We start from the raw sequence: 13,653 nt of genomic DNA, 5'->3' as shown, positions 1-13,653 counted from the left end.
TACGCCTCCTTAGGCTGTGACAACAGTTGAAAACTTACATAATTCTTGGATTACAGCTTCATCCACATCTACACCTAATCCTGGTTTTTCATTTAAGCAAATAAATGGTACATCATAATGTAAGTTCCCAACATCTTTTGAGAATTTTAATGGACCCGTTAGTTCTACACTCGTCATAATCTTCTTAGAGAATGCTACATGGAAACCTGCAGCAGAACCAACTGACGACTCTACCATAGAACCAACTTGACATTCAATACCTGCCATTTCTGCCATTACAGCAAGCTTCATAGCAGGGTAGATGCCACCACATTTCATTAATTTTATATTTACTTTATCTGCAGCACGCTTGGCTATAATTTCACGCATTTCGCGTACGCCTCGTAGTCCTTCGTCAATCATTAATGTCACATCAGACTTTGATTTAATTTCTACCATTCCATCAATGTCTTCACTATCTACAGGTTGCTCTAACCAATCGATATTTAAATCTTTCATAGCACGTAAACCTTGTAATGTAATGGCTGCATTACCCCATCCTTGATTTACATCCACTCGAATAGCAATGTCTTCGCCTACTCGTTCACGTACCGCTTTAATACGGGCTACATCGCGAAGTACCTCTGTACCTACCTTCATTTTAAAAGAACGATAGCCCATTTCTACTCGGTTAGCTGCCTCTTCTGCCATTGCTTCAGGTGTTCCAATACTTAGTACATGTGTGATTGGGAATTTTTCATGATAACGCCCCCCTAGAAGTTGGTATACAGGTACCCCTAGCGCTTTCCCAGCAATATCGAAGCAAGCAATATCAATAGCTGCTTTTGCTGCTGGTACATCTTTCACAACTTTATTCATTTTATCGTGTAGCTTTTCAAAGGCCATTGGACTTTCCCCAATAATAGCCGGGACAAGCTGATGTTTCAGCACAGCATATGTGCTTTCCCATGACTCACCTGTTACATGTTCATCAGGAACTGCTTCACCATACCCTACCACACCTGTGTCGGTAGTTACTTTTAAAATAATGGAAGGCATTGTATCATATGTAGCATAACTAATGATGAATGGATCAATTAGCGGTAAATGTATAGCAAAAATTTCTACTTGTTTAATTATCATCGTAATCAGTCTCCCTTGTCGTTAAAGTTGTCGCTAATACGTCGCTAAATGTTTAAAAAAATAGAAAAGGACGGATGCCCATGTCTACCAAAATAGCGATTATATGTTCAAAAGCATTTATGAAGCGTATTATTAGTATCGCACAAAACATAACCGATATTCAATTAGAATTTTATCTTTACAGTCACCCCTCTGAAGCACCTACTTTAATGAAGCAAATAAAACCATGTGATGCAATATTATTCGGAGGAACGTTACCCTATTTACACACTCAATCATTATTATCAGAAGTACCAATACCTTGGAATTATATTAAGCAAGATGAAACAACCATTTCTACAACATTGTTATCATTAGTAGCCAAACATGCAGTGGCAATCGACAGGATATCCATCGATGTAATGAATCCTGCATTCGTTGATAATGTTTTAGCAGAAATAGAATTTCATGGTCAAAAGCCATATGTTCAGCATATTTCGATTACTGAACCAACTGAGAATATTTTAAAACGCCATATCGCCCTATGGAATTCAAAAAACATTGATTTTGTCATTACAAGTATTCATAGTGTATTTGATGAGTTACAAGCACTTCAAATACCATCCATGCGTATGTTAGATGCTACCAAGTCGATTATCCAATGCCTTGAAGAGACAAAATCCAAATCACTATTAACGAAGTCAGAAGCGTTTAAGGCTGTAGTGGGTCTTTTAGAAATCCCTAAAGATTGTTCCATTGGATCAACTGTATTAAGTCAAATTACGAAAGCTACCTTTTCAACTTTTAAGCAAATTTCAACACATTCCTTTGAGCTATACACAACTGCTGGCAATCTGCAAAATGCTCTAGAAAAGGACAACCTAGAACAGCTCATACAGCAAGTTGAACAACCATTTAAGCTAGCATTCGGCTATGGTTATTCCATTTTGGAAGCTACACAAAATGCACAGCATGCTTTAACATTTACTAAACCTTTTGAGATTTATATTCTTGATGAACATAAAAACTTATTAGGACCTTTCCCTAATACAGAAGGTAAAGTTTCTCTGAAAACGGATGATCCTTATGTTTTACATATGGCTAAGCTTACAAGTTTAAGTCCATTAAATATTTCTAAATTAATTAATTTCAGTAATGAACGACAGTCAGCTCAATTTACATCTCAAAATCTTTCTGAATACCTCCAAGTAACACGACGTACTACCGAACGTATTATCAAAAAATTAGTTGATAATGGTTATGTAAAGATTGTTGGTGAAGAAATGACCCATCAGCAAGGACGTCCTCGTAAAATTTATCAATTGAATTTTTCAACTTACTAAACTACCTCATAAAAGAATTCTCGTAGATACACATGAATCTACGAGAATTTTTATTTTAGTCAGCCATTACCAAATTATCCGTATTTTCAGCCTCTTGTGCCTTTTTATGCTTCTCAGCTTCTGCTATTTCTTCTGGTGTTAATTTAACAATAGCAAATCCAATATATCCATAAATAATAGAAATAATCGGTACAGTAAAGTTAAGAATTGCATATGGTGCATATTCCATTGCACTTACACCTAAAGTAGCTAAAATAAACACACCACAAGTATTCCAAGGGAAGAAAACAGATGTTAAAGTTCCCCCATCCTCTAATGCACGAGATAGGTTTTTAGAATGTAAACCACGTTGTTGATAGACACCTGCAAACATACGTGAAGGTACAACAATTGAAATATATTGCTCAGAACATGTTGCGTTAGTTGTTACACAAGCTGCTATCGTTGAAGCAATAAGGCTTCCTGTAGATTTAGCAAACTTCACAATTACATTCATTAGTGCCTTTAACATTCCTGAATACTCTAAAATACCACCAAATGTCATCGCAACGATTGTCATTGAAACCGTATTCATCATAGAGTCTAAACCACCACGGTTAAATAAATCATCCACCATGTGATTACCTGTTGAGATTTCAAAGCCTGCTTGTAATGCTTGTACAGCACTTGCAGCTGAACCACCTTGTACAAAAATCTGAAGTAAGAAACCTGAGACAATTCCAATTATTAAAGCTGGAATTGCTGGCACTTTCTTAGCCACCAATACAATAACGCCAACAGGAACTAGTAATAGTAAAGGAGAAATAACGAAGCTTTCTTCCATCACTTTTAATGTTGTCAAAATTTCTTCAGATTGCATTGAAACTTCTGCAAATTTTCTACCCATGAATCCAAAAACAACAAGTGAAATAATCAACGCTGGAATCGTTGTATAAAGCATATGCTTAATATGAGCAAATAGGTCTGTACCTGTTAAACCCGCTGCTAGATTCGTTGTATCTGATAATGGTGACATTTTATCTCCAAAGTATGAACCCGAAATAACTGCACCAGCAATCATAGCCGCTGGAATACCCATACTTAAACCAATTCCCATACCTGCGACACCAATTGTCGCCATTGTAGACCATGAACTACCAATAGCTAATGACACGATTGAACATAACAGCATGATTGTCACTAGGAACCACGCTGGAGAAATTAACTTTAGACCGTAGAAAATCATTGTTGCTACGACACCGCCGCCAATCCATGCTCCAATTGTCAAACCTACTAAAATAATAATAACAATGGCAGGTAATGCCAGACGTATCCCTTTATACATCATCTCTTCAATTTCTGCCCATTTATATCCATGCATTTTGGCCACAATTGCTGCTACAGTTGTGCCTACAAGAAGAGGTACGTGAGGACTTTGTTCTAAAACAACTACTGTAATCAACATAGTAATAATCATAATTGCAAAAGTTAGTAGTGCCCAGCCCGCATTAATATCCTTTTTCATTTTTCCATCCCCTTTTTTTGCACCAAATTCCATTTCGGTTTTTTCAAGACGCAAATAATTTTTTACGTTTTTTAGCTTAATATTCAAAAAATTAAAAGTCAACGCAAAAAATTTATGCTTCCCTAGCAAATCCCTTTATTTTAGCGTAATAAAACGTTTTCAAGTAGCAATAAAAAACAATGCAAACCCTTGAATATCCATGCATTATTAAAAATGTTCATGCAAAAAAAGCTAGATGAAAAAATAGTTACATTTTTTCATCTAGCTTTTAAAAAATTTTTTTATTCAGGCTTTTTTTCTAATACACATGCAAGCACTTTCGCAGCATCAATTAAGGCACTACGATCAAATGTCATTTTAGGGTGGTGTAATCCTGGAGTTAAATTTGCACCAATTCCAATCATTGCTGCTTTTAATTCCGGTTTTTTAACTGTATAAAAATGGAAATCATCACTGCCTGGTGTAGTTATTTCATCCGCTAAATGCTCTTCCCCCAAAGCTTCAATGATGGCAGTCTTCGCCATGTTCGCAGCAACCGAGGAAACTTCAGCACCTGGTGTGAAATCTATCCAATTCCAACTCATATTAATTTCAAATTGTTGCTGTATCGATTTCAATCCAGACTCAATTTTACTGCGCAGTAATTCAAGTTGTTGATTATGTTGTGCGCGAACATCCATCGAGAAACAAGCATTTCCAGGAATAATATTTGTACTACCACCATCCGCAATAATTTTTGTTAACTTAGCAGAATGCGGTTCAAATGGTGATAAATGAATACTGTGTAGCATTTGTTGCACGGCCATAATTACATCAATGGCATTTTTACCTTGATGTGGTCTAGCCCCATGTGCATCAATACCTTGAATAGATCCCTCTAAAAAATAAGCAGCACCATGATGAATGGCAGGCGAAACTTTGCCAAGTGGTAATTCTTCTATTGGTCTTAAATGAACACCAAATAAATGTGATACGCCATCAACTGCTCCTCTATCAAACGTTGCACATGCGCCATTTCCTAGTTCTTCAGCAGGTTGGAAGATGAAACGAACACGATGTTGTAAGGAGCGATCTTTCAATAGTAATAATGCACCAAGAACCATTGAGATATTCGCATCATGTCCACACGAATGGTTGGCTTGCCATTTCCCATCAACTTCCTGCCATAAAGCATCAATATCAGCACGTACTGCAACAATTTCATTACCTGTCCCAATTTCAGCTATTAATCCAGGTATATCACCTAATAAACGATAACTAACATGTAATTCATCCAGTATGGAAGCAATTTTTTTAGTAGTCTCAAACTCTTTCCAACTTACTTCAGGATATTTATGAAAATGATCAAACCATTGATAAATCGTTTCTTCTACTGTTAAAGCTTTTGACATAATTACACCTCTATACGCATTTTTGTTTCCCATTATACAGGAATCTTTTTCAGAAAAGTACATATGTCTTCAGACCTAACCCACTTATTTAAATTATATAGTACATACATATGCGCTGAAAAAACCCTTTATCAATAGAGGTATAAAATACAATGGGCTATGCTAAAAGTTAATACACTTTCAACATAGCCCATCAAATTCTCATTATAAACTTGTAAAAAACCCTTCTGGATACTCTTCATACTGAATGTTCACCATTTGCTCCTCATTTTTCTCTTCCTCGTCACGTAAATCATATTCTTGATCCATTAAATACGTTTCAAACTTTGAATTTAACAACTTTCCCATCGTATCACTCCTTATTAATTGAATTTTCTGATAAAAGGATTATACAATAGGTTTTTAGTAAATTGCAATAAATTATATACATTATGCATTATAACTATAAAACCTATCGCATTTTTAGATTAAATCACAGGTTTTTTCTATTTATTCCCAAAATAAAAAACTGTATCTTTTAACGTTCAGATACAGTCTCATTTTTCATCCTATTGAATGACTCCACAGGCTATTCTTGCTCCAGAATTACCAGCAGGATCTGTTTTATAATCATCCGCTGATTCATGAATGACAATAGCACTTCCATCACTATCTAATAGCGAATTAGGTTGGTCTTTTTGTAAAGTTAACCCTTCAGCTAAAAAGTTAAGATCCACGTTGCCATCTTCACCAATTTCCAAATTTGGTAAGTCTCCTAAATGATAGCCATTAGGATTTAATTTACCATGTTCCTTTTTTGTTGGATTAAAATGGGCACCAGCTGATTCAAATTTAGGTGGTTCACACTTCCCTACTTCATGAATATGGATACCATGTGTGCCTGGTGGTAAGCCTGTTAACGCGAGCGTCATCATAACGCCGTTATCTTCCTCTTGAAGATATGCATTACCATAGCTTTCATTATTAGCACCAATCACTTTTGCAGTAGCTGTTAAAGGGGAAGAAGCATTGACAGCTACTTTTTCCTCTTTCTTATCAAAAAAACTGCAACCCGCAACAAAAATTAGTAAAGAAAGGCCCATTAAGCTTATTTTTTTCATAAAAATACCTCCTCTCTTTCTGATGATTTCCAATTTCTTCAGTACTTATGCACAATTAATCAATTACGCATCTATAATGGCTCCTATTATTGGAGCTTGAATAGAAAATTCAACCAAGATAAAAGGGATTTCCTAAAGTTTAGGAAATCCCTTCCATAATTAATTTAAGATTTTTACCGTTACTGTTTTAACACCCCATTGAAGTGCTTGTCCTTCAGTAGGGATAAATACATCAATTTTATTACCTTTAATAGCTCCTCCTGTATCAGCAGCGATTGCTTCACCATAACCTTCCACCCAAACCTTTGTACCAAGTGGAATAACTCGTGGATCTACAGCGATTACTTTTAAATTAGGATTAGATCTTATATCTGTTCCATTTGCTGTAATTCCTGAACAACCTTCACAATAGGCTGTATAGGCCGTAGCACGCATTGTTAATGTTTTGCCAGATCCTGTCGCTGGAGCACTTGCAGGTTTTGTTTTAGCCGATGTTGCAGGCTTGGCAGATGCAATCCCCACGGATGTTTTTGGTGCTGGTTTTGCAGCGGAAGCTTTAATAGCTAGCGATTCACCAGCTAAAATTAAATCTGACGCAAGGTGATTCCACTTTTTTAAATCATCTACTGTTACGTTATTAATACGAGCTATTGAAAATAATGTGTCACCACCCTTGATAACATATTCATCTCCCGACGGTTCTTCTTCTTTTGATGTGTCTTTTACTAAGTCTTGCTCTGGATAAAACAATAATGAATCCATTTCATTTAATTGCTGGAACTCACCTACAGTTAAATTATAAATTTGCGGGAGTGCCCATAATATATTGCCCGGCGATTTGTCCTTAGCAAAAGAAGGACTAGCATAGAGACTTACACCAAATGTCAATACCACTGCTAAAGCTAATGCTCTTTTCTTCATGTTTAGTAATACCTCCATCATTTTATTATTTGTTGCAAATCTGTTGCTAGCACACTAGAGTTGAATGCTCTATTATGTAAGCAACAATAAGTTTGCAAATTAATAACTCAGGACTAGCTGCCTGATATTAGGAATTATTACTATAAAAACGGAAAAATATACAATTTTAATTAATTTTTTAGTAAATTAATCAATTTGTTGCGTATATATCTATAATTTAGTAGGGCGGTTTAACCTTTATCATATTAGATGTTTGCTATTTTTTAGCTGATACAAAAATAAATCGAGCAATGGAAATAAGAGCTCTTTCTAAGACCCAACAAGCTTTTAATTGAATTATTTGGAAGACACAAAAAAGCATGCTAGTACCGTACACTAGCATGCTTTCATACATTCATTTAATAATCATTTGTCTCATATTTCTAACAACACATAAACAGTTTCTTCCTGATTGTTTAGCCTTATATAAAGCATGATCTGCAATTTCTATTAATTGATTCGGACTCTGGACATTTGGTGTAAAAGCCGTAATTCCAGCAGACATGGTTACAGGTCTACCACATGCAGTTTCCTGTAAAGCTTGTTTAATCCGTAAGTTTTCTGCCAGTTGGACTGCAGCATCTATGTTCATGGAAGGTAAGATGACCATAAACTCTTCGCCGCCATATCTAAAGCACAAGCCTTGATCCTTTATGCTGCTTTGCATATGATTAGCAAAAGCCTTTAGAACCTCGTCCCCAACTGTATGACCATATGTATCGTTTATACTTTTAAAATCATCTAAATCAATTAAGATGATCGCATGTGGTACTTTTTGAACAATCAACTCATGTAAAGTTTGATCCATTCTTCTTCGATTAGGAATTCCAGTCAATGCGTCTAGATTCAATTGCTCTGTTAAATCTGTAATTTTACTTTCGGAACAAATCATCATATTTTGTACATTACTTTTCAATAATTTTACTTCGTAATACCAATCAGTAATATCCTCTGTTCCTTGCAATGTCTCCCCTATCTCTATTCTTGTTGCAAGATCCTTAAGTGGTCGGGTAATTTTTTTCGCTAACCATATAGCTAACCCTAATACCACAACTACTACTATAATAATATGGATAATGGTTTTCTTAATTAGTAAACTAAAAGAAATAGCTCCTTCATCAAGTAAAGTATCTACTATTTGCTCCATATATGGTTCTAATGAACGATCATCTTTCACAGAACCTTGTAAATAGTCTGTAGTAATTGTGGAAACTTCCTTTACATAGGTTTCTTTCATATCCTTTTTATTTTCCTGCAAAATTTCATTAAAATTTAAATAGCTACTCCAAATACTAATACTAGATGCCGCGAGTACAACTATTATCGCCATACTAACTATAAGAAACGATAACTTTAACTTGAATTTACCCACAATAGATCATTTCTCCCATTGAGATGATTTTTTCGTTAAATTTTATCTTTGTTTCAACTCAAACTTCATATATTTATTCAATCATCATACGCCATGTCTCTTAAAAAATACTTAAAAACTAATAAATTCTCCCCTATTCTCAATACAGCAAAAAAATAAATCGAACTATAATACCCATAAAGTTCAATTTTTTTAGTCTTAAAGTTCTTATTTAAATTTAGAGTGAAACTAGTGATTTATTGCTCCTAACCCTTGTTCATAAATTCATTTGCTCACTACTTCATTTGTATCTTTGTTTTTACGTTTTAGAATCATCCGATTGTCCATATTGCAAATAAAAACGGAATATACTATCTCTATTTGTTTTGAGGTGGCTCTTCCCAAAGTTTCAAGTTACAATTCTTCTATAGATTTTTGGAAACGAGGGTACATTATACATATAAAACAAAGGAAGGATGATTGGTATGTACAAAATATACATAATAGAAGATGATGCAAATATAGCTTCACTGATTGTCGAGCATTTAGTTAAATATCAGTTTGAATGCTATACTGTACAACAATTCCCACACATTATTGAAGAATTTAACATTATACAACCACACCTAGTCATAATGGATATCAATCTCCCCACTTACGATGGCTATTTTTGGTCACGGAAAATCCGTCAACTCTCAACATGTCCCATCATCATTGTCTCTGCCAGAGTAAATGATATTGATCAAGTATATGGAATTGAAAATGGTGCCGATGACTTTATCACAAAGCCATTTTCATTGGATGTCTTCATGGCAAAAGTAAATGGACTACTTCGACGTACCTATGGTGAATACGCATTAACCGAGACAACAACTATAACAATAGCGAATACTACATTAAATCCAGATACAGTTCGTCTTCAAACAACAGGCAATGAGAGCCTGTTAACGCTAAAAGAAATGCAGCTAAGTAAGTTATTATTCGAAGCTTACCCTAATGTAGTACCTCGTCAAAAGCTTTTAAGTGCTATTTGGGATGATGAAACCTTTGTTGAGGAGAATACTTTGTCTGTGAATATTGGTCGGTTACGGAGAAAATTGGAAGCCGTACACTCTCAACTTGAGATTAAAACAATTCGTGGTCTCGGTTATCAATTGGTGGAGGAAGGTAAATGAAGCTATTCTTTCGAGATCATCTTAGTATCATTATTCTCTATAGCATAAGCTTCCTTCTACTTCCTTGGATTATTCATGTATTAGATGACCTATCCTCACACTACGCCTACTTTATTTTTCTTGTCAGCTTTCTATTTATTCTATGGCTTCTTGGTCGTTATTATCGAAGAAGAAAGTTTTATCATCATTTACAAAAAAATATCAAAACGCAGGATGATCTTCATTTATTTGAACCACGTGCAGCTATTGAGCAATACTATAGTGAAAAACTAAGGCAAATACAGTATTTATTTTTAACCCAACAGCACAGATTGGAAGAACAGGCACATGAGAAGCAACTAGTTCTATCACATTTTGCACATCAAATGAAGACACCTTTATCTGTTATTCAATTAATCGTTCAAGCTACGTCCAACAAGACCACTGACGAATTGCAGCAATGGCATACCATCAATAAAGAGTGCAATAAATTGACATTTACCCTCAATCAGTTATTAACGTATGAGCGCACATCTCATTTAGTAGCTGATTTAAAAATTGAACCTATTGTTTTAAAGGGACTCGTGCAAGAAGTCATCAATGATTTGAAGGATTTCTTTATCATAAGTGAAGTTTTTCCAAAGCTGACGTTTGCTGAAGACCAAATCATTTATTCAGATCGAAAGTGGTTAAAAATTGTACTTTATCAAGTATTAAATAACGCCATTAAATATAGTGAAATGGCAAACACCATCCATATTGATTATGAAAACGAAGCTTTACACATAACAAATCGTGGTGAGACCATCCCTACTAGCGAAATAGCACGAGTCTTTGATTTATTTTATACAGGCATAAAGGGACGAACGAGTGGCGAAGCAACAGGTATAGGCTTATATTTAGTGAAAAAGATTTTAACTACGTTAGAGCATCCCTTTACTTTACAATCTTCTGAGCATATCACTACTTTTTCCATTTGTTTTTCAAATAGTCTTAAAAAATGAAGATGACAACTTTGTCATCTTCATGTCATCAAGAGAAATAGGTTATATGCCGCTCCTTTTCTATACTAAAGTTATCTAATGACCATAAAGGAGTTGTTTTAATTTGGGCAACACAATACTTCAAGTAACCAATTTGCACAAGGAATACATCGGTGAGATCACCTATAAGGCGTTAAATGGTATCGATTTTCAGCTACGGCAACAGGAATTTGTAGCTGTCATGGGACCTTCAGGTAGTGGGAAAACAACATTTTTAAATAGTGTATCCACTATTGATCGTCCTACAGCTGGCGATATTGTCATAAACAATCATAATCCATACGCATTAAATGATGAGGAGCTTGCTAAATTTAGACGCTCTGAACTAGGTTTTGTCTTTCAGGATTTTAATCTTGTCCATACATTAACAGTGAAAGAAAATATTTTATTGCCATTAACGCTAGATAGCCTTCCTGCTTCAAAAATGCATCAACGTTTAAAGGATGTCGTTCAATTTCTCGGCATCGAGGAACTATTGCCTAAACGGATTTATGAAATTTCGGGTGGACAAAAACAACGAGTAGCCATCGCTCGTGCCGTTATACATGAGCCGAGTTTATTGTTAGCAGACGAGCCTACAGGAAACTTGGACTCAAAGGCTGTCAATGATGTCATGAACTTATTTTCCTCAATTAATCAAGAGCTTAATACAGCTATTCTCATGGTGACACATGATCCTTATGTAGCAAGCTTTGCCAATCGCATTATTTTTATTAAAGATGGAAAATTATACAACGAAATACATCGAGGCAACAACCGCAAGCAGTTTTATCAGGAAATTATGGACACGCTTGCTTTTCTAGGTGGTGGACAGCATGAGCTTTAACCATATTGTGATTCAAAATATTTTACGTGACAAATGGACATATGTTTCTTACTTCTTGAGTAGTATGTTTTCCATAATTATTTTCTTCCTATTTTCTGTTATCGTCTTTCATCCAAATTTACAAAGCCTAGATTCAGACTCTACACTTGGAATTTCTTTGATGCTAGCTAGTATGCTCGTTTATTTATTTTCTTTTATCTACATCACCTATTCAATCAGGTCATTTTTACGTAAAAAGACCAAAACTCTAGGGATATTTATGATTACTGGGGCTTCTATGAAGCAGATTCGTAAGCTGGTCTTCCGAGAAAATTTCTTGATTGGCATTTTAGCTATTCTGGCAGCTATCGTTCTCGGCCTTGTCATTACACCTCTTTTCTTAATGGGTGCAAAAGTCATTTTAAAAGCAGAAACATTTGGTATGTACATGCCTCTTCAAGCAATTGGCTTAACCATAGGCTTATTTCTGCTTTTATTTGTGGTGATATCGACACTCGTTACGAGGTTCATTAATAAAGAAGCATCTATCCAACTCTTAAAAAGTGATATAGTTATCGAGAAATCCATTAAGCCACATTATGTGGTATTAATACTAAGCATTTTGATGACTGCCACTTTAGCTTACTTGCTAAAAATCGAGCATTCCATTGTAGACACTTTAAGTGTTCTTTATTATCTGTTATTTTTTATTAGCATTCTTAGTACGATTTATTTAGTCATCACACAAGGTTTTCGTTTGTTTTTGAAAATATATGAAAGGTCTCCTGCCTATCTTCAAAAAACAAATATGCTGTTGGCATCCAATTTAAATGCAAAAATGAAATCACATGCAAATATGCTGTTTCTAATTACTATCCTATTAAGCGGTGTCTTTCTATGTACAAGTATTTTATTTAGCTCTTATTACAATGTGAAACAGGATAGTGAAGAGAATTATCCATATAGTTTTCAATACATTGCTGATCCAAAAGCTGATGACAATATGGTAAAGACTGATCTTGATTATCTTGAAAATACTTTATCAACGGTTCAAACTCACAAGTATTTTATTGAATTTAAATCACACGAAGCACAACGAATTGGCTATATGGCATTATCGGATTATAATCTGATCCAGCAGCAGAAAAATGATCTAGGTAAAGATGAGTTTATTGCCGTCGCTGGAAGCCGCGGTATAGCGCCAATAACAAACACTGCCGGCGATCTGTATATAAAGACTTTTAAACTAGCCAGCACCCATGAGCAAAACCTGCTCTCTACTGGCTTCCAACAAAGTTATTTCGTTGTATCTGATGACATTTACGATACCATTGACTACCCCGTCTATAAAACCTATATCTATGAACTAGAGGATTGGACAGCCCATACAGATTTGGCGAAATCGATTACCAATGACTTGCCCTCTTTACCTGGAGAACGTTATGTGACATCCAAAATTGATTTGTATAACTCAGAGATGTTTGTCAAAAGCGTCATGTTCTTTATCGGCTCCATGTTAAGTCTAATTTTCTTAAGTGCAGCCATGAGTATATTGTACTTCTATTTACAAACAACATTACAACAAGAGAAAGAAAAGTATATTGGTATCCGTAAGTTAGGACTTTCTAGAAAAGAATTAGCTACTGTAATTGCTAAAGAATTGGCGATCCTTATTTTTGTACCGTTCACCATAGCTATCACACTCTTGCTAATTACACTTTTGGCTATGCGATCAATGGTTTCTACAGCATTTTTACAAGTTTCCATGGCCAGCTCTTGTTGTTTCTTTGTGCTTTTCCTCATTAGCTATGTATTAATTCGAAAAAGTTATTTTAAACGCTTAGTAAACTAAAAAAATCGCACTCCTTAAGGGGTGCGATTTTTTCAAAGTGTTGAAAAAC

General features: G+C 35.1%; 12 protein-coding genes. 5 read left to right on the top strand and 7 right to left on the bottom strand.

The features are described 5' to 3' along the window. Positions 1–9 precede the first annotated feature (9 nt). Positions 10–1,122 (bottom strand): mandelate racemase/muconate lactonizing enzyme family protein, encoded by a 1,113-nt coding sequence (locus CD31_RS12505; protein ID WP_036078045.1) that lies wholly within the window; start codon positions 1,120–1,122, stop codon positions 10–12. A gap of 80 nt (positions 1,123–1,202) precedes the next feature. Between CD31_RS12505 and CD31_RS12500 the strand changes: the two genes are divergently transcribed. Further along, positions 1,203–2,444, top strand: a complete 1,242-nt coding sequence (locus CD31_RS12500) for a helix-turn-helix domain-containing protein (protein ID WP_016994426.1) — start codon at positions 1,203–1,205, stop codon at positions 2,442–2,444. A 55-nt stretch (positions 2,445–2,499) separates the two neighbouring features. Here CD31_RS12500 and nhaC read toward each other — a convergent pair whose 3' ends face one another. The 6 genes from nhaC to CD31_RS12475 all read right to left on the bottom strand — a co-directional run bounded on the left by nhaC (position 2,500) and on the right by CD31_RS12475 (position 8,771). Further along, positions 2,500–3,948 (bottom strand): Na+/H+ antiporter NhaC, encoded by a 1,449-nt coding sequence (gene nhaC / locus CD31_RS12495; protein ID WP_026023485.1) that lies wholly within the window; start codon positions 3,946–3,948, stop codon positions 2,500–2,502. Positions 3,949–4,229: 281 nt separating this feature from the next. After that, positions 4,230–5,339, bottom strand: coding sequence for an amidohydrolase (locus tag CD31_RS12490; protein WP_036078042.1), 1,110 nt, complete (start codon positions 5,337–5,339; stop codon positions 4,230–4,232). 204 nt (positions 5,340–5,543) lie between these two features. Further along, entirely contained in the window at positions 5,544–5,687 is a 144-nt protein-coding gene (locus CD31_RS23530) for a hypothetical protein (protein WP_016994421.1), read from the bottom strand. A 200-nt stretch (positions 5,688–5,887) separates the two neighbouring features. Then, on the bottom strand, positions 5,888–6,439 hold the full coding sequence (locus CD31_RS12485; RefSeq protein WP_016994420.1) for a superoxide dismutase family protein: 552 nt from the start codon (positions 6,437–6,439) through the stop codon (positions 5,888–5,890). 159 nt (positions 6,440–6,598) lie between these two features. Beyond that, positions 6,599–7,360, bottom strand: coding sequence for a 3D domain-containing protein (locus CD31_RS12480; protein ID WP_016994419.1), 762 nt, complete (start codon positions 7,358–7,360; stop codon positions 6,599–6,601). A gap of 394 nt (positions 7,361–7,754) precedes the next feature. Then, positions 7,755–8,771: a GGDEF domain-containing protein gene (locus CD31_RS12475; protein ID WP_036078040.1), complete on the bottom strand. Its 1,017-nt coding sequence runs from the start codon at positions 8,769–8,771 to the stop codon at positions 7,755–7,757. Positions 8,772–9,235: 464 nt separating this feature from the next. Between CD31_RS12475 and CD31_RS12470 the strand changes: the two genes are divergently transcribed. The 4 genes from CD31_RS12470 to CD31_RS12455 all read left to right on the top strand — a co-directional run bounded on the left by CD31_RS12470 (position 9,236) and on the right by CD31_RS12455 (position 13,604). Then, a complete protein-coding gene (locus CD31_RS12470; protein WP_016992180.1) occupies positions 9,236–9,925 on the top strand; it encodes a response regulator transcription factor in 690 nt (229 codons plus the stop codon). Beyond that, a complete protein-coding gene (locus CD31_RS12465) occupies positions 9,922–10,908 on the top strand; it encodes a sensor histidine kinase (protein WP_016992179.1) in 987 nt (328 codons plus the stop codon). Before CD31_RS12470 ends, CD31_RS12465 begins: the two co-directional genes overlap by 4 nt. Positions 10,909–11,011: 103 nt before the next feature. Beyond that, entirely contained in the window at positions 11,012–11,773 is a 762-nt protein-coding gene (locus tag CD31_RS12460) for an ABC transporter ATP-binding protein (RefSeq protein ID WP_016992178.1), read from the top strand. Beyond that, a complete protein-coding gene (locus CD31_RS12455; protein WP_036078038.1) occupies positions 11,763–13,604 on the top strand; it encodes an FtsX-like permease family protein in 1,842 nt (613 codons plus the stop codon). Before CD31_RS12460 ends, CD31_RS12455 begins: the two co-directional genes overlap by 11 nt. Positions 13,605–13,653 lie beyond the last annotated feature (49 nt).

The sequence above is a fragment of the Lysinibacillus boronitolerans JCM 21713 = 10a = NBRC 103108 genome, assembly GCF_000772935.1.
Taxonomy (GTDB): domain Bacteria; phylum Bacillota; class Bacilli; order Bacillales_A; family Planococcaceae; genus Lysinibacillus; species Lysinibacillus boronitolerans.
Note: the sequence above shows the minus strand (reverse complement) of the source record. Positions and strands in the feature narration are given on the sequence as shown.